This is a genomic window from Pantoea sp. GD03673 (genome assembly GCF_029844725.1).
Taxonomy (GTDB): Bacteria; Pseudomonadota; Gammaproteobacteria; order Enterobacterales; family Enterobacteriaceae; genus Pantoea.
On sequence record NZ_JAOCKJ010000002.1, the window covers coordinates 406255 to 423286 of the forward strand.

Below are 17032 nucleotides of genomic sequence, written 5' to 3' on the forward strand. Positions count from 1 at the left end.
CGGCAGACTATGACAGGCGCATCACGGTAACATGACCGGCAGGTGACAGCGGCAGTAACGCCGCTGTCGGGGAATTACAGCATCAGGAAGGCGTAACCGCTGTTTTCCAGGGTGGCAACGGTGGTGCCGCTGGAGATGGTGTGTGTGACCATCGGGTCAATCCAGTTGCGATCGAGCTGATGAAACGCCACGGACTGGTCGCAGATGGTGACCTGAACGCCCGCTTTTTTCAGCTCGCTGATCAGCTTCAGGTTCGGGTTATCAACGCCGTAAGCTTTGCTGAACTGGTCATTATTCAGCGCTGATGAAACTGCGTCGCCGTTAATCGACACCACAAATTTCAGCTGGTCGAGTGGCACACCCGCCGCATAGTAGAGATTGGTAACACGCGCTACGCGCTCCAGACCGAGATTCGGCTTACGAATATCGCCTTCATTGCGGTTAATCTGGAAAACAATTTTATTACTCAGACCCGCTGTGGTGCCGGGTTTAAATGCAGGCGTATCGACATAATGTATTTTGCCGTAGCCTTCAATCGCTGGCGTACTCCAGAAATCAGCAGGCTCAGCTTTATTATCTGCCATTTTGCCGCTGACCTTATCGACTAATTCCGGCAACTGTAAAACATTGCCCCCAATAAATCCCGCTACCGCTGCCATCACCACTAATGCTGCTGGACGCATTCACTCTTCTCCCGATCGTTTAAAACATCAATTACATTGCCAGCCACGCGTATCCCTGGTTTTGCAGGGTCGATACCGTGGTCGGACTGGAAAGCGCATGTACCACTGATTTATCAATCCAGTTATTCGGATAGTGATGGAAGGCCACAGACTGATCGCAGACCGAGACTGTCACTCCCGCCTGATTCAGCGCATTAATCAGCTTCAGGTTTGGATTTTCGATGCCATAAAACTGTCTGAAATGGGCGTTATCCAGCATGGCGGGCGTCGCGTCGCCGGTGACCGAGACCACAAACTTCAGCTGGTCGGCCGGAATGCCTGAGGCGATATAGAGATTCACCACGCGCGCCACGCGTTCCAGTCCCAGATTCGGTGCGGTCATTGCGCCGTCGCTTCGGGTAATCTGGAAAACAATTTTGTTGCTCAGGCCCGCCACCGGTTTAAACGCGGCATCAGGCTCGTAATGTATTTTGCCGTAGCCTTCAATCGCCGGGGTACTCCAGAATCCAGGGGCTTCCTGTGGCTCAGTGGCAAAATGGCGTGTCACTTTGTCGTAAATATCGCCACTCTGTGTGACAGCCGCACCCACGACACCGCCAATAACGGCGATTAACGCGTATGAAACAACTGAACGCATAACACTTCTCTCCGGCAAATAATGTCTGTCAGATTCAGGGCTGAATCAGGTCGGCTATCTATATCACAGCGCGGACGTAATTCTCGCCTCTGTAAATTCAGGTCAACGCGCCGTTAATAACTGATGAAATTATTCATTGTGATAATTAATCGAAAACTTTCATCATACCGGAATAAGATTCTTAGCAGAGGTGGATCTGACAAACTGCGGTTTACGCTTTTTCTGTAAAGTTCACGAAATAAAATAACAGCCAGGCATAACTGGAATGAGAAAAATCAGTACAGGGATGACGATTGGATTTATCAATCACGGCGGGACGTTTTTTGGCTCTGGGTAGCGGATTTTTTCAGAGTAGACCTGGAAAAACACGTGCCATATTCAGTTTTTTTGAGCGAATTTACATAACTTTAAAAAAATAACGCTTCCTGCTTCAGACCTCCGGTAGCAGATTCTGCTTTATTCCATCGAAGCGCGACGGGAATGATAAGATAAAGGGCAACTTAGTTGCTCGCTGTTCCGGTAAAACCGCGCGCATTTTTATTCGTTTAACTGCGGTTTAAGGAAAAATGATATTCAGTTTTTTTCGCCAAAAACTGCGATCTTGCACAAATTACCGCAGGCACTGACCCGAAAACGACATTTCTTTCTTTTGATGCTCTGGTTAAGATAGTCACGAACCGTCGTTATCTGCGAAAAATGGAACATCTCCGCTGCGCACCTGTCCATTTTCAGGGCCTCTCTACAGGATTAAGGCATGTTGAACCGGTTAAAGAAAACGCTGATCGCCGCGCTCCTTCCGACGCTCATTTTCACGACACTGACACCGGCGAACGCCGATATCAGTGATGCACTTCCCGATATTGGCACCACGGCCGGTTCGACGCTGTCGATTAATCAGGAACTGCAGATGGGCGACTTCTATGTGCGCCAGCTGCGCGCCAGTGCGCCGCTAATCAACGATCCGCTGCTCAATCAGTACATTAATCAGCTGGGACAGCGACTGGTCTCGCACGCTGACGCCGTAAAAACGCCGTTTCACTTCTTTCTGATTCAGAACGATGAGCTCAACGCCTTTGCCTTCTTTGGTGGCAATGTGGTGCTGCACTCGGCGCTGTTCCGCTTTACCGAAAATGAAAGTCAGCTGGCGTCAGTGATGGCGCATGAAATTTCGCACGTTACCCAGCGCCATCTGGCGCGCGCAATGGAAGATCAGAAGCGTAATGCACCGCTGACCTGGGTCGGTGCGCTGGGCTCAATACTGCTGGCGATGGCCAGTCCGCAGGCGGGCATGGCCGCACTGACCGGCACCCTGGCAGGAACGCAACAGGGAATGATCAGCTTCACACAGGGCAATGAGCAGGAGGCTGACCGCATCGGGATTCAGGTACTGCAGCGCGCCGGGTTCGATCCCCAGGCAATGCCCAATTTCCTGCAAAAACTGGCCGACCAGAGCCGCTTCTCGTCGAAACCCCCGGAAATTCTGCTGACGCACCCCCTGCCCGACAGCCGTCTGGCGGATGCCCGCAACCGCGCCAACCAGATGCGTCCGGTGGTCGTTCAGTCCACTGAAGAATTTTACCTGGCGAAGGTGCGTGCGCTGGGAATGTACGCCACCGGGCGTAATCAGCTCACCGACGAACTGCTGAGTCAGTACGCCAGCGGCAATGCCCGTGAGCAGCTGGCGTCACAATATGGCAAAGCGGTGCAGTTTTTACAGGCGAAAAGTTATGCCGATGCGAAGCGGATTGTCACGCCACTTCTGGCCAGGCAACCCAACAATGTCTGGTTCCTGGATATCATGTCGGACATCGATATCGGCCTGAACCAGCCACAACAGGCGATTACCCTGCTCACTGCCGCCACCGGTGCAAAAAACAGCCCGGTGGTGCAGCTCAACCTGGCGAATGCCTACGTGGAAGCGAAGCAGTATGCCAATGCCCGTCGTATTCTGAACCGCTACACCTGGGCCAACAAAGAGGATCCTAACGGCTGGGATTTGCTGGCACAGGCGTCTGCGCAGCAGGGACTGACTGACGAAGAGTTATCGGCGCGGGCAGAGAGTCTGGCGCTGAATGGACAGCTTGATCAGGCGATTACCACCCTGAGCAGCGCCAGCGCACAGGTGCCACTCGGCAGTCTGAAACAGGCACGCTACGATGCCCGTATCGACCAGCTGCGCCAGTTACAGCAGCGCTTTAAGCAATATCAGAAAGGCTGAGCACCTGCGCCACCCGTAAAACAGGAGTCTGAAATGGTGACGATTTACCACAACCCGCGCTGCAGCAAGAGCCGCGAGACGCTGGCGCTGCTGACCGCCCGCGGAATTGAGCCGGACGTAGTGCTCTATCTGCAAACGCCGCCCGATCGCGAGACGCTGCAAATTCTGCTGCAGAAGCTGGGCATGCAGAGCGCACGTCAGCTGATGCGCACCAAAGAGGCGATGTACAGTGAGCTGGCACTCGGCGACAAAAACGAAAGTGCGCTGCTGGATGCGATGGTGAAACATCCGGCACTGATTGAAAGGCCGATTGTGATCAATGCCGACAAGGCGCGGATCGGACGTCCGCCAGAAGCCGTGCTCGACATTCTTTAAAGGCCGAGCGTCTCTTTAACAAAGGGAATGGTAAGTTTACGCTGCGCGCTGATTGAGGCGCGATCAAGCCGATCCAGCGTATCAAACAGCGTGCGCATTTCCCGGTCCAGTCGTTTCAGCAGGAAGCGCCCCACATCTTCCGGCAGCTCAAAGCCGCGTAATCCGGCGCGCAGTTGCAGCGCCTGTAATTTGTCTTCGTCGGAGAGAGGCTGCAGGCGATAAATCTGCCCCCAGTCCAGGCGCGAGGCGAGATCGGGCAGTTGCAGATTGAGCTGGCGTGGCGGACGATCGCCGGTAATAAACAGGCGCGTGTTGCCGGTTTCCAGAATACGGTTATAGAGATCGAAGATCGCCATTTCCCACTCCGGTTCACCCGCAATGCACTCGATGTTATCGATGCAAACCAGTGACAGCTGCTCCATCCCTTCCAGCACCTCCGGGACAAACCAGGTGCGTTTATCCAGCGGAACGTAACCGACCGCTTCGCTGCGTGCGGACATTTCGGCACACGCGGCGTGCAGCAAATGGCTCCGGCCGCCGCCTTCGCGTGACCAGAAGTAAAGATAGCTGCCATGTTGTTGGTTGAGAGCACCTTTCAGCGCGGCAATCAGCGACGGGTTTTCCCCCGGCCAGAAGCTCGAGAAGGTTTCATCGTCAGGTAAATAGAGTGGCAATGACAATTGTGCCGGCGTGTTCAGAAGCACCTCAGCAAGAGAACAAGCAAAAAATCGGGGGAAGTCTACCACAGTTTTCGGAAAGAGATGAATGGGGCGTCCCTGCCCCGATCCGGCAACGCTCGCTGCGATCACCGCTCGTGCGGTTCTTCAGCCTCCAGCACCACTTCTTCCGGACGCAACAGCGAGATCACACGGAAGATCAGCGCCAGTCCGACACCCACGATCGTCGCCAGCGCCATGCCTTTCAGCTCCGCCGCGCCGATATGCACCTTCGCACCGCTGACGCCGATGATCAGGATCACCGAGGTGAGGATCAGGTTCTGCGCTTTGTTGTAATCCACTTTGGATTCGATCAACACGCGAATACCGGATGCGCCAATGACCCCGTACAGCAGCAGCGACACGCCGCCCATAACCGGCACCGGAATCGCCTGAATCACCGCCGCCAGTTTACCGACGCAGGAGAGCAGAATGGCCAGAATCGCTGCGCCGCCAATCACCCAGGTGCTGTAGACGCGGGTTATCGCCATCACACCGATGTTTTCACCGTAGGTGGTGTTTGGCGTTGACCCAAAGAAGCCGGAGATGACCGTGGATAAGCCGTTAGCAAACATTGAGCGATGCAGGCCAGGGTCGCGAATCAGATCTTTCTTCACGATGTTGGCCGTGACCACCAGATGCCCGATATGCTCGGCAATCACCACCAGCGCGGCAGGGAGAATCGTCAGCATCGCTACCCATTCAAAGCGCGGCGTATAGAAGGTTGGCAGCGCAAACCAGGGGGCTTTTACTACGCCACTCCAGTCGACGATGCCCATAAACGCAGAAAGCAGATACCCCGCCACCACGCCGACCAGAATCGGGATGATCGCAAGGAAACCACGGAACAGCACGGAACCGAAGACGGTTACCGCCAGCGTGACCAGCGAAATCAGCACGGTTTTGCTGTCGGGCGCACTGCCTTCAGCAGGCAGCAGGCCAGCCATATTGGCGGCCACACCCGCCAGCTCCAGACCGATGACGGCGACAATTGCCCCCATCGCCGCTGGCGGAAACATCACGTCGAGCCAGCCGGTGCCCGCACGTTTTACAATCAGCGCCACAATACAGAACAGCACGCCGCACAGGATAAATCCGCCCAGCGCGACCTCATAACCCAGCGGCAGCAACAGCAGCACCGGCGAGATAAAGGCAAAACTGGAACCGAGGTAGGCGGGAATTTTACCTTTACAGATAAAAAGATAAATCAGTGTGCCGATGCCATTAAACAACAGCACCGTCGCCGGATTGATGTGGAACAGAATCGGGACCAGCACCGTGGCACCGAACATGGCGAACAGGTGTTGCAGGCTGAGTGGAATGGTTTGCAGTAACGGTGGCCGTTCACTGACACCAATGGCGCGGCGAGTCATCATTTATCCCCTTATATTTTATCTCCCCGTGGATGCGCGCTTCCGGGCACAGCAGCGGGCACGCTGATGCGCCTTGTGGCAGAGCCAATCCGTTCGGGGCGTTATTTTTGTTAAAAAAAAGCCGACTCTCTGGTCGGCTGTGCGATTTATTTGGTTCCGAAAATCTTGTCCCCGGCATCGCCGAGGCCGGGAATAATGTATCCCTTTTCGTTCAGTCCCTGATCCACGGACGCGGTGTAAAGCTCAACGTCAGGGTGCGCTTTCTCCAGCGCGGCAATCCCTTCTGGCGCGGCAACCAGAACCAGAACTTTGATGCTGGTGCAGCCCGCTTTCTTCAGCAGGTCGATGGTGGCAATCATGGAACCGCCGGTTGCCAGCATCGGATCGACCACCAGCGCCAGGCGCTCTTCAATGTTAGAGACCAGCTTCTGGAAATAGGGCACCGGCTCCAGTGTCTCTTCATCACGGTAAACACCCACCACGCTGATACGGGCGCTGGGAACGTGCTCCAGTACCCCTTCCATCATGCCAAGACCGGCACGCAGAATCGGGACCACCGTGATTTTTTTGCCTTTGATCTGATCGATCTCTACCGGGCCGTTCCAGCCCTCAATGGTGACGCGCTCTGTTTCCAGATCGGCGGTCGCTTCGTAGGTCAGCAGGCTGCCCACTTCAGAAGCCAGCTCGCGAAAACGCTTTGTACTGATATCATGCTCACGCATCAGGCCCAGTTTATGTTTGACCAGCGGGTGTCTGACTTCCACGATCTTCATTGGTGTTCTCCCGGAATGAGTTGAGCTAAAAAAAATCGCGGGATTATACCGCCTTTTCCGCGCTGCGCCACCTGCTCTTGCGCAAAGCCGCGGGTTTTACCGGGAAAAAGAGAGGATTAATGAAATTAGCCCGATGCGTAATCCCGGACTCGCAAACGTTTGCCTGCACTGATAGAATTGCCGCGCTTTATTTTAAACCACCAACCGCAACTCGCGTGGGGACCTCGCAGTGACCGACAAAACCTCTCTCAGTTACAAAGACGCCGGTGTTGATATTGATGCTGGTAACGCTCTGGTTGACCGTATTAAAGGCGTAGTGAAAAAGACGCGTCGCCCGGAAGTGATGGGTGGACTGGGCGGTTTTGGTGCGCTTTGCGCGCTGCCGCAAAAATACCGTGAACCTGTGCTGGTCTCCGGCACCGATGGCGTGGGCACCAAGCTGCGTCTGGCGATGGATCTCAAACGCCACGATGCCATCGGAGTTGACCTGGTCGCGATGTGCGTGAACGACCTGGTGGTTCAGGGTGCCGAGCCGCTGTTCTTCCTGGACTACTACGCCACCGGCAAACTGGATGTGGAAACTGCCTCTGCGGTGATCACCGGCATCGCCGAAGGCTGTCTGCAGTCAGGCTGTGCACTGGTGGGCGGTGAAACCGCTGAGATGCCAGGTATGTATCACGGCGAAGATTACGACGTGGCGGGTTTCTGTGTCGGCGTGGTGGAAAAGTCAGAAATTATTGATGGCAGCAAAGTGCAGGACGGCGACGTACTGATTGCCCTCGGCTCCAGCGGCCCGCACTCCAACGGCTATTCGCTGGTGCGCAAAATTCTGGAAGTCAGCAACACCGATCCGCTGGCTGAACAGCTCGAAGGCAAACCGCTGGCCGATCACCTGCTGGAACCGACCCGCATCTACGTGAAAAATATCCTGAGCCTGATTGAGCAGGTCGATGTGCACGCTATCGCACACCTGACCGGCGGCGGTTTCTGGGAGAATATCCCGCGTGTACTGCCCGACAACACCCAGGCGGTGATTGACGAGAAGAGCTGGCAGTGGCCGGCCGTCTTCAGCTGGTTACAGCAGGCGGGCAACGTCAGCCGTTTCGAGATGTACCGCACCTTTAACTGTGGCGTCGGCATGGTCATCGCCCTCAGCCCGGCCGACGCGGATAAGGCGATTGCGCTGATGGAAGCCGCCGGTGAGAAGGCCTGGAAGCTCGGCGTGATCAAAGCGTCGGATGCAGAAGAGCGTGTGGTCATCAACGGATGAAAAAGCTGGTTGTACTGATTTCCGGTAACGGAAGTAACCTTCAGTCCATCCTTGACGCCTGCGCAAGCGGGCGGATTCACGGCAGCGTCGCTGCCGTGTTCAGCAACCGCGCTGCCGCGTACGGCCTGACACGGGCGCAGGAGGCGGGGATTCCTGCCCACGCCCTTGCCGCCAGCGACTTCGCTGATCGTGACGCCTTTGATCGCCAGCTCATCACTGAAATCGAAGCATACAGCCCGGACCTGATTGTGCTGGCAGGGTACATGCGCATTCTCAGCAGCGCGTTCGTGACCCATTTTCACGACCGCCTGCTGAATATTCACCCTTCCCTGCTGCCGAAATATCCGGGTCTGCATACGCACCGTCAGGCGCTGGAGAATGGCGACAGCGAGCATGGCACCTCGGTGCATTTCGTGACGGACGAACTGGATGGCGGGCCGGTGATCCTGCAGGCCAAAGTCCCGATTTTTGCCGACGACAGCGAGGCGGAGATCACGGAGCGGGTGCAGCATCAGGAGCACGCCATCTATCCGCTGGTCATCGACTGGTTTGTTGAAGGCAGGCTAGTGATGCGCGACGGTAAAGCCTGGCTAGATGGCGAACCGCTGCCGCCGCAGGGCTATGCTAACGACTGACGCACGGTAAGCTGTCAGGAATTTCCCTCAGACGGCTGACAAACGTAAAGCGATGGGGGCCGGTGTGATATCCCTGCAGACCGGCCCTTTCCCGACGCTGATTCAGCCGTAACGCCCCGTAATATAATCTTCGGTCCGGCGCTGTTTTGGCGCGGTAAAGATACGATCGGTCTCATCAAACTCCACTAACGCGCCCTGATGCATAAACGCAGTGTAATCGGACACGCGGGAGGCCTGCTGCATGTTGTGCGTCACCAGCACCAGCGTGAAATGCTGCTTCAGCGTGGTCATCAGCTCTTCAATGACCAGCGTGGAGATGGGGTCGAGCGCAGAAGTCGGCTCATCCAGCAGCAGGACCTCCGGCTCAATCGCAATGGCGCGGGCAATCACCAGCCGCTGCTGCTGGCCGGTGGAGAGCGTCAGCGCATTCTGCGACAGCTGATCTTTCACCTCACCCCACAGCGCGGCGGCGCGCAGCGCCCGTTCACAGGCTTCGTTCAGCACCCGTCTGTCCCGCACACCCTGCAAACGTAATCCGTAGACCACATTTTCATAGATCGATTTTGGAAAGGGATTAGGCCGCTGAAATACCATACCAACGCGACGGCGCAGCGCCGAGAGATCCTGTTCGGGCCGCAGGATCGGCAGCGATCCCAGCAACACGTCCCCCTCTACCCGGCAGTGATCAATCACGTCATTCATGCGATTAAAGCAGCGCAGCAGCGTCGATTTGCCACAGCCCGAGGGGCCAATCAGGGCGGTAATCCTGTTTTTCGGCACCTGCAGCGAAATCTCCTGCAGCGCCTGGCGCTCGCCATACCATAGCGACAGATGGTTAACGGTCAGCGCGATATCCGTGTCGGACGTCATAGTCATAGCCTGTTATTGAGTCATAAGGCGATAGCGTTCACGCAGACGGTGACGCAGGCCCATCGCCAGCAGATTAAGCGACAGAATAATCAGCACCAGCAGCAGCGCGGTAGCGAACACCAGCGGCCGGTCAGCTTCAATATTCGGACTCTGAAACGCCAGATCGTAAATCTGGAAACCCAGATGCATAAACTTGCGATCCAGATGCAGATAAGGAAACACCGCGTCGACCGGCAGTTCCGGCACCATTTTTACTACGCCGACCAGCATCAGCGGCGCGGTTTCACCAGCGGCACGTGCCACCGCCAGGATCAGGCCGGTGAGCATGGCTGGCACCGCCATCGGCAGCACCACGTGCCACAGCGTTTCCGCCTGGGTCGCGCCCAGCGCCAGCGATCCCTGCCGCAGGCTGTTGGGAATACGCGATAAGCCCTCTTCGGTCGCCACAATCACCACCGGCAGCGTCAGTAAGGCCAGGGTCAGGGATGCCCACAGCAAACCGGGCGTTCCAAAGGTGGGATTGGGCAGCGCACTGGCGAAAAAGAGCTGGTCAAGAGAACCACCCACCAGCCAGACAAAGAAGCCCAGACCAAATACGCCATACACGATGGAGGGAACGCCTGCCAGATTGACCACCGCAATGCGCACCAGCCTGGTCAGCGCATTACGTCCGGCATATTCATGCAGCCAGATCGCGGCGACAACGCCCAGCGGCATCACCACCACCGACATAATCAGCACCATCAGCACGGTGCCAAAAATCGCGGGGAACGCACCGGATTCACTTTCGCCTCCGGCGGGCGAATCACTGACAAAACGCCACAGCTGATGCCCAAAATGCAGCATCCTGCTGGTCAGCGTCATCGCGTTCGGCTTCCAGCTGTCCACAATTTCGGTCAGCGGGATCGCATGCTTCGTGCCCTGCACATCCCGCAGAATTAACAGGTCGCGCTGACTCTGCAGTTGCAACGCGGCCAGTGTCTCACTCAGCTGATCAAAGCGGCGCTGTAAGGCTGCCTGATTCGCCTGATATTCTGATTCTGCCTGCAGATCAAAACGCCCGGCGGCACGGTTGGTGGCCGCCTGCTCATCGAGTTCTTCACGCTGGCGGGTGAGGCGCGCCATATCCACCCGGCGAATCTGGTTTGCCTGCCGCACCAGCATCTGAACCTGACCAAGCCGCTGATGCAGCAGCGCATCGGGATTCTTCGCCGTCAGCTCTTCGTTATCTTCACGCAGGCCGACAAACCAGCCATAGGCCTGACCGTGGCTGCGCCGCTGCAGCACCATGACGTCCCTGGGCTGACTGACCTGCGCCGCCGCACGGCTGTAGACCACACGGAAATCGGGTGCGTCCCAGTCACGATTACCGGTTTTAATCAGATAGCGGTTCACCGAACCGCCGCTGTTCCCCTGTTCATCGGCCGGTGCCGGAAAATGCCGCTGATGCACCAGGGTTTCACCCAGCAGGCGCGTTTCACCGCCTTCAGGCTGGCTGAAGGTGTAGAGATCAACGCGCTGCGGCCAGAAAGCGCGCACGCCCTGCCACGCCAGTAAGCCAATCAGCAGCGTAAAAGCCAGCAGGCACACCGCAACCGCACCGGCAGTTAACCAGCGCCAGCGATCGTTTTGTCGCATCGCCTTCATGCCTGCTCCTCGTGCTGGCTGTAACGCTGACGCAGCCGCTGGCGGATCAGCTCGGCAACCGTGTTAATCACCAGCGTAAACAGCAGCAGCATCAGGGCGCTGAGAAACAGCGCGCGATAGTGCGCACTGCCCGCTGCCGCTTCCGGCATCTCAATGGCGATGTTGGCGGACAACGCGCGAAGACCACTAAACAGGCCTCCTTCACTTTGCGGTGTATTGCCGGTCGCCATCAGCAAAATCATGGTTTCTCCTACGGCACGTCCCAGACCGATCATCAGGGCGGCAAAAATACCGGCAGAGGCACCCGGCAGCACAACGCGGGTCAGGGTTTGCCACGGGGTCGCACCCAGTGCCAGTGAACCCTGCCCCAGCGCTGCGGGCACGCTGAACAGCGCATCTTCAGAGAGGGTGAAGATCAGCGGCACCAGCGCAAAACCCATTGCCAGCGCCGCCACCAGCAGATTGCGCTGCTCATAATGGGGCAGCCAGTCGCCCGCATCCGGTATAAACAGCACAGGCAGCCACAGCGTCAGCAGCGTGACCAGCAGTAACAGCGGCAGCAGAATCAGCACCTCTCGGCCCGGCTGACGCCAGCGCGGCGGTAAACGCGTGCTGAAGACGCCACACAGCAGCAGCGCGCCCGCCAGCGTCAGCGGCAGCAGCAGTACCCCCACCAGCGCCTGACCAATATGTGGTGCGAGCCAGATTCCGGCAATCAGCCCCACCACCACGCTCGGCAGCGCGCCCATCATCTCAATTGCCGGTTTAACCCAGCGTCGCAGACCCGGTGCCATGAACCACGCGGTGTACATCGCCGCAGCCAGCGCCAGCGGTGTGGCAAACAGCAGCGCTAAACTGGCCGCTTTCAGCGTGCCCGTCACCATCGGCATCAGGCTGAATTTGGCCTGATAGCTGTCACCGGCGGCGGTCGATTGCCAGACCCAGTCTGGCCCCGGATAGTTCTCATACCAGATTTTCTGCCAGAAATTGCGCCAGGTGACGTCCGGCCACGGATTATCGAGCCGCAGGGTCTGCCAGCTTCCCGCCCGCTCAATCAGCAGGCTGTCGCCATGGGGTGAAAACTGCGCCTGCACAATGCCGGGTTCCAGCTGACGCTGCAGTATCGGGCCCGTCTGCTTGCTGGCGAACAGCCGCAGCATCCCCTGCTTACTGAGGGTGGCAAACACCCGGCGTTGTGATTCTGTCACCAGCAGTGCCTCATCGTCGCTGTGCGCAAAGGTGCGGATTCGCTGCAGGCGCGGCCCCTGCTCGCTGGCGATAGCAAACCACTGCGTGACGCCACGGCGATCCTGAATCAGCAGGCTTTTGCCGCCCACCAGCAGATGCAGACTTTGTGGGGGCTGCGACAGGGTGTGAGTTTCGCGCAGCAGCGCACGGTCTTCGTCGAGTTGCCAGACCCGCAGCAGATTACCTTCGGTGGTGTAGAGCAGATCGCCGGACGGTGAGAGCGCCAGCAAATCAAGCTGGCGTTGCGGAAGCGAAATAACAGAGGCCTGACGATCGGTGCCGAGCGTCAGCACCTGGAGTCCGGCCTCTGTGAGTGCGGCAATGCGCCACTGTCCCGCCTGACGCGTCGCCAGTGCCATCTTTGTCACTGCGCCAGCGGGCAGATGGAACGGTTTATCGCCCAGCGGGAAACGCCACTGCCGATCGGTCGTGGGCTGCATCAGTGTCAGCGCCCCCTGCATATTCAGAAGCAGCGTCTGCCCATCAGCACTCTGCACGACCTCCTCGGGAGCGGGCGTCAGCGCCAGCGCCGGTTCCGCAGGCTGACCATCAAGCGGAATAAATCGTGCTGCACCGTGTACGCTGATACGCCAGCCGGTATTGCCCTGATTGCCTATCGCTAAGGCAGGCGTACGATCCCAGAGCTGCTGGCTGGCCGTGATTTGCAGGCCAGGGGCATTAAACAGCGGTAATACCACGCCAATCAGCCAGCAGAACAGCAGCAGCATCAGCAGCAGGATCGCGACGCCACAGCAGGTGATCAGCCGCCGCGTCAGACGATCAACGGCACGACGCTTACGATCGCTGAATTGAACAGGAATGTGGTTTGCGCTCATGCGGTTCCGGTAGCAGGCGAAAATAAGCCGCTATGTTGCCCGTAGCCGATTGATATGACAACTCCTGGCGTTGGACAACGCTGCCATACTCTCGCCATAATGTTGGTGGATACTGGATCTTCAGTCCTGCAACCGCTAAATGGAGTGAGAATGGGTCAGGTAAAGCTTTATATTGAAAAAGAATTAAGCTGGTTATCCTTTAATGAACGGGTTTTGCAGGAAGCAGCGGACAAAAGCAATCCACTGATTGAGCGGATGCGCTTTCTGGGCATCTACTCCAACAATCTCGACGAATTCTATAAAGTGCGTTTCGCCGACCTCAAACGCCGCATTCTGATTGGTGAAGAGCAGGGTTCCGCCAGTACGCCACGCCATCTGTTTAAGAAAATTCAGCAGCGGGTGATGAAGTCCGATCAGGAGTTTGATGCTCTTTATAACGACCTGCTGCTGGAGATGGCACGCAACCAGATCTTCCTGATCAACGAACGCCAGCTGTCACCCAATCAGCAGGCGTGGCTGCGCCACTACTTTAAACATGAACTGCGTCAGCACATCTCCCCGATTCTGATCACCCATGAAACTGACCTGACCGAATTCCTGAAAGATGATTACACCTACCTGGCGGTAGAGATTATCCGGGGTGACGATATCCGTTATGCGCTTCTGGAGATCCCGTCCGATAAGGTGCCGCGCTTCATCAATTTACCGGCAGAGCCCCCGCGCCGCCGTAAGCCGATGATTCTGCTGGATAACATATTGCGTTATTGCCTGGATGATATTTTCAAAGGCTTCTATGACTACGACGCGCTTAACGCCTATTCAATGAAAATGACGCGTGACGCCGAGTACGATCTGGTGACGGAGATGGAGTCGAGCCTGCTGGAGCTGATGTCCTCCAGTCTGAAGCAGCGACTGACGGCTGAACCGGTGCGTTTTGTCTATCAGCGCGACATGCCGGAGGCGATGGTTGAGCTGTTGTGCCACAAGCTCTCGATTTCCAACTTTGACTCGATCCTGCCGGGCGGGCGCTATCACAACTTCAAAGACTTTATCGGCTTCCCGAACGTCGGTAAAAACAACCTTGTTAACCGCCCGCTGCCGCAGATTCGCCACATCGGTTTTGATGGCTTCCGCAACGGGTTTGATGCGATTCGCGACCGCGACGTGCTGCTCTACTATCCGTACCACACCTTTGAGCACGTGCTGGAACTGCTGCGTCAGGCGTCGTTTGACCCCAGCGTGCTGGCGATCAAAATCAACATCTACCGCGTGGCTAAACACTCCCGCATCATGGATGCGATGATTCATGCCGCCTATAACGGTAAAAAAGTCACGGTGGTGGTAGAACTGCAGGCGCGCTTTGATGAAGAAGCCAATATTTACTGGGCAAAACGCCTGACCGAAGCGGGCGTGCACGTCATTTTCTCCGCGCCGGGCCTGAAAATTCACGCCAAGCTGTTCCTGATCTCACGCCGCGAAGGTGAAGAGATCGTGCGCTACGCGCATATCGGCACCGGTAACTTCAACGAGAAAACCGCACGGCTCTATACCGACTACTCGTTGCTGACCGCAGATGCGCGCATCACCAATGAAGTGCGCCGGGTCTTCAACTTTATTGAGAATCCGTATCGGCCTGTGACGTTCGATCACCTGATGGTGTCGCCACAGAACTCACGCCGGATGCTCTATGAACTGATCGACACGGAAATTGCCAATGCCCAGCAGAACCGGCCCAGCGGTATTACTCTGAAAATCAACAATCTGGTGGACAAAGGTCTGGTAGATCGGCTTTATACAGCCTCCAGCGTAGGGGTGAAGGTCAATCTTCTGGTGCGCGGAATGTGCTCATTAATCCCCGATCTGCCGGGGATCAGTGAAAATATTCGTGTCATCAGTATTGTTGACCGGTATCTGGAACACGATCGCGTCTATATTTTTGAGAATGGCGGCGATAAGAAGGTGTTCCTCTCCTCCGCTGACTGGATGACCCGTAACATTGATTACCGCATCGAAGTGGCCGTGGCGATTCTCGATCCCCACATCCGGCAGCGCATACTCGACATTATTGCTATTCAGTTGAGTGATACGGTAAAAGCCCGCATCGTCGATAAAGAGTTGAGTAACCATTACGTCCAGCGCGGCAACCGTCGTAAAGTGCGCTCGCAGCTGGCCATTTATGATTACATCAAGAAACTGGAACAACCTGAATAAATCCTATGCCAATTTCTCATAAAAGTACGCCAAAACCCCAGGAGTTTGCGGCGATTGACCTGGGCTCGAACAGTTTCCATATGGTGATTGCGCGGGTCGTCGATGGTGCGATGCAGGTACTGGGCCGCCTTAAACAGCGCGTCCATCTGGCTGACGGGCTGGATGCTCAACACAACCTTAGCGAAGAGGCGATGGAACGCGGCTTAGCCTGCCTGGCTCTGTTTGCCGAACGCCTGCAGGGGTTCAGTCCCAGCAATGTGACCATTGTCGGTACGCATACGCTGCGCGAGGCGGTTAACGCCGAAACCTTCCTGCAGCGTGCTGCTGAGGTGATCCCCTATCCGATTGAGGTGATTTCCGGCCATGAAGAGGCGCGTCTGATCTTTATGGGCGTTGAACATACGCAGCCGGAAAAAGGACGCAAGCTGGTGATCGACATCGGCGGCGGCTCCACCGAACTGGTGATTGGCGAGGATTTTGAACCGCAACTGGTTGAAAGCCGGCGCATGGGTTGCGTCAGTTTCGCCCAGCTCTATTTCCCGAAAGGAGAAATCAGCCGGGAAAACTTCCGTCGCGCCCGTCTGGCAGCGGCGCAGAAACTGGAAACGCTGGCATGGCAATATCGGCTGCACGGCTGGCAATATGCGCTGGGCGCGTCCGGCACCATCAAAGCTGCCTGCGAAGTGCTGCAGGCAATGGATGAGAAAGAGAAGCTGATTACGCCAGAGCGCCTCGAAAAGCTTTATGACGAGGTGATGAAACACAAATCGTTTGCGGCCCTCAGCCTGCCGGGCCTGTCAGAAGAGCGTAAAGGCGTGTTTGTACCCGGACTGGCAATTCTGTGTGGCGTTTTCGATGCGCTGGCGATTCGCGAGCTGCGCCTCTCCGATGGTGCGCTGCGTGAAGGCGTGCTCTATGAGATGGAGGGCCGTTTCCGCCATCAGGACATTCGTAGCCGGACAGCACAAAGTCTGGCGAATCATTACGCCATTGACAGCGATCAGGCACGTCGCGTGCTGGAAACGACCGAGCAGCTCTATCTGCAATGGCGCGAGCAGAACCCGAAACTGGCGAATCCTCAGCTGGCGGCACTGCTGAAATGGGCGGCGATGCTGCACGAAGTGGGCCTGACGATCAATCACAGCGGTCTGCAACGTCACTCAGCCTATATCCTGCAAAACACCAACCTGCCGGGCTTCAATCAGGATCAGCAGATGCTGCTGGCGGCGCTGGTCAGATTCCATCGCAAAGCGGTGAAGCTTGATGAGTTGCCGCGCGTCACGCTGTTCAAGAAAAAGCAGTTTGTGCCGCTGATTTTCCTGCTGCGCCTGGGTACCCTGCTGAACAATCAGCGTCAGGCCACCACGCGTCCGGATACGTTAACCCTGAAATGCGATGACGGCCACTGGACGCTGATTTTCCCGGCAGGCTACTTCACGCAGAACAATCTGGTTCAGCTCGATCTGGAACGTGAGCAGATTTACTGGAACGACGTTACGGGATGGAAGCTGATCCTCGAAGAAGAAGTCTGACAATCCGG

14 protein-coding genes are annotated in these 17032 nt (G+C 56.7%); 6 read left to right on the plus strand and 8 right to left on the minus strand.

Going from position 1 to position 17032, the window contains the following annotated elements:
- Nucleotides 1-74: 74 nt before the first annotated feature.
- Both N5J69_RS05190 and N5J69_RS05195 read right to left on the minus strand, forming a co-directional pair.
- Nucleotides 75-683 (minus strand): DsrE family protein, encoded by a 609-nt coding sequence (locus N5J69_RS05190; RefSeq protein WP_279768511.1) that lies wholly within the window; start codon nt 681-683, stop codon nt 75-77.
- 31 nt (nt 684-714) lie between these two features.
- Nucleotides 715-1320, minus strand: coding sequence for a DsrE family protein (locus tag N5J69_RS05195; protein WP_279768512.1), 606 nt, complete (start codon nt 1318-1320; stop codon nt 715-717).
- A 754-nt stretch (nt 1321-2074) separates the two neighbouring features.
- Here N5J69_RS05195 and N5J69_RS05200 point away from each other — a divergent pair.
- Together N5J69_RS05200 and arsC are read left to right on the plus strand one after the other, a co-directional pair.
- Nucleotides 2075-3538, plus strand: a complete 1464-nt coding sequence (locus N5J69_RS05200; protein ID WP_279768513.1) for a M48 family metallopeptidase — start codon at nt 2075-2077, stop codon at nt 3536-3538.
- A gap of 33 nt (nt 3539-3571) precedes the next feature.
- The gene (arsC, locus tag N5J69_RS05205; RefSeq protein ID WP_279768515.1) at nt 3572-3913 is read left to right on the plus strand and encodes an arsenate reductase (glutaredoxin); all 342 of its coding nucleotides are present in this window, start codon (nt 3572-3574) and stop codon (nt 3911-3913) included.
- On the opposite strand, the gene hda is transcribed toward arsC, so the two are convergent.
- The 3 genes from hda to upp form a co-directional block, all read right to left on the minus strand.
- A complete protein-coding gene (hda, locus tag N5J69_RS05210) occupies nt 3910-4611 on the minus strand; it encodes a DnaA inactivator Hda (RefSeq protein ID WP_195719715.1) in 702 nt (233 codons plus the stop codon). The two genes, arsC and hda, sit on opposite strands and share 4 nt — an antisense overlap.
- A 107-nt stretch (nt 4612-4718) precedes the next feature.
- The gene (gene uraA, locus N5J69_RS05215) at nt 4719-6002 is read right to left on the minus strand and encodes a uracil permease (protein ID WP_279768720.1); all 1284 of its coding nucleotides are present in this window, start codon (nt 6000-6002) and stop codon (nt 4719-4721) included.
- A 146-nt stretch (nt 6003-6148) separates the two neighbouring features.
- Nucleotides 6149-6775, minus strand: a complete 627-nt coding sequence (gene upp, locus N5J69_RS05220) for a uracil phosphoribosyltransferase (RefSeq protein WP_009088774.1) — start codon at nt 6773-6775, stop codon at nt 6149-6151.
- Nucleotides 6776-7004: 229 nt separating this feature from the next.
- On the opposite strand from upp, the gene purM reads away from it, so the two are divergent.
- Nucleotides 7005-8045 (plus strand): phosphoribosylformylglycinamidine cyclo-ligase, encoded by a 1041-nt coding sequence (purM, locus tag N5J69_RS05225; protein WP_279768518.1) that lies wholly within the window; start codon nt 7005-7007, stop codon nt 8043-8045.
- On the plus strand, nt 8042-8680 hold the full coding sequence (gene purN / locus N5J69_RS05230; RefSeq protein ID WP_279768520.1) for a phosphoribosylglycinamide formyltransferase: 639 nt from the start codon (nt 8042-8044) through the stop codon (nt 8678-8680). The genes purM and purN overlap by 4 nt, the downstream gene beginning before the upstream one ends.
- A 102-nt stretch (nt 8681-8782) precedes the next feature.
- Here purN and pstB read toward each other — a convergent pair whose 3' ends face one another.
- From pstB to N5J69_RS05245, 3 genes are read right to left on the minus strand one after another with little or no spacing between them, the layout of a single operon-like run.
- On the minus strand, nt 8783-9556 hold the full coding sequence (gene pstB / locus N5J69_RS05235; RefSeq protein WP_279768522.1) for a phosphate ABC transporter ATP-binding protein PstB: 774 nt from the start codon (nt 9554-9556) through the stop codon (nt 8783-8785).
- 6 nt (nt 9557-9562) lie between these two features.
- Entirely contained in the window at nt 9563-11197 is a 1635-nt protein-coding gene (pstA, locus tag N5J69_RS05240) for a phosphate ABC transporter permease PstA (RefSeq protein WP_279768524.1), read from the minus strand.
- A complete protein-coding gene (locus N5J69_RS05245; RefSeq protein WP_279768526.1) occupies nt 11194-13281 on the minus strand; it encodes an ABC transporter permease subunit in 2088 nt (695 codons plus the stop codon). The genes pstA and N5J69_RS05245 overlap by 4 nt, the downstream gene beginning before the upstream one ends.
- A 150-nt stretch (nt 13282-13431) precedes the next feature.
- Here N5J69_RS05245 and ppk1 point away from each other — a divergent pair, with 150 nt between their 5' ends.
- Nucleotides 13432-15492 (plus strand): polyphosphate kinase 1, encoded by a 2061-nt coding sequence (ppk1, locus tag N5J69_RS05250; RefSeq protein WP_279768529.1) that lies wholly within the window; start codon nt 13432-13434, stop codon nt 15490-15492.
- A gap of 5 nt (nt 15493-15497) precedes the next feature.
- Nucleotides 15498-17024 carry an exopolyphosphatase gene (gene ppx / locus N5J69_RS05255; protein WP_279768531.1) on the plus strand — a complete coding sequence of 509 codons (1527 nt, stop codon included), beginning with the start codon at nt 15498-15500 and terminating at the stop codon, nt 17022-17024.
- Nucleotides 17025-17032: the final 8 nt, after the last annotated feature.

Excerpts from the sequence above, each read along its gene's own strand:
- N5J69_RS05190 (WP_279768511.1), bottom strand. The coding sequence starts at position 683 with ATGCGTCCAGCAGCATTAGTGGTGATGGCAGCGGTAGCGGGATTTATT.
- N5J69_RS05195 (WP_279768512.1), bottom strand. The coding sequence starts at position 1,320 with ATGCGTTCAGTTGTTTCATACGCGTTAATCGCCGTTATTGGCGGTGTC.
- N5J69_RS05200 (WP_279768513.1), top strand. The coding sequence starts at position 2,075 with ATGTTGAACCGGTTAAAGAAAACGCTGATCGCCGCGCTCCTTCCGACG.
- arsC (WP_279768515.1), top strand. The coding sequence starts at position 3,572 with ATGGTGACGATTTACCACAACCCGCGCTGCAGCAAGAGCCGCGAGACG.
- uraA (WP_279768720.1), bottom strand. The coding sequence starts at position 6,002 with ATGACTCGCCGCGCCATTGGTGTCAGTGAACGGCCACCGTTACTGCAA.
- upp (WP_009088774.1), bottom strand. The coding sequence starts at position 6,775 with ATGAAGATCGTGGAAGTCAGACACCCGCTGGTCAAACATAAACTGGGC.
- purN (WP_279768520.1), top strand. The coding sequence starts at position 8,042 with ATGAAAAAGCTGGTTGTACTGATTTCCGGTAACGGAAGTAACCTTCAG.
- pstB (WP_279768522.1), bottom strand. The coding sequence starts at position 9,556 with ATGACTATGACGTCCGACACGGATATCGCGCTGACCGTTAACCATCTG.
- pstA (WP_279768524.1), bottom strand. The coding sequence starts at position 11,197 with ATGAAGGCGATGCGACAAAACGATCGCTGGCGCTGGTTAACTGCCGGT.
- N5J69_RS05245 (WP_279768526.1), bottom strand. The coding sequence starts at position 13,281 with ATGAGCGCAAACCACATTCCTGTTCAATTCAGCGATCGTAAGCGTCGT.
- ppk1 (WP_279768529.1), top strand. The coding sequence starts at position 13,432 with ATGGGTCAGGTAAAGCTTTATATTGAAAAAGAATTAAGCTGGTTATCC.
- ppx (WP_279768531.1), top strand. The coding sequence starts at position 15,498 with ATGCCAATTTCTCATAAAAGTACGCCAAAACCCCAGGAGTTTGCGGCG.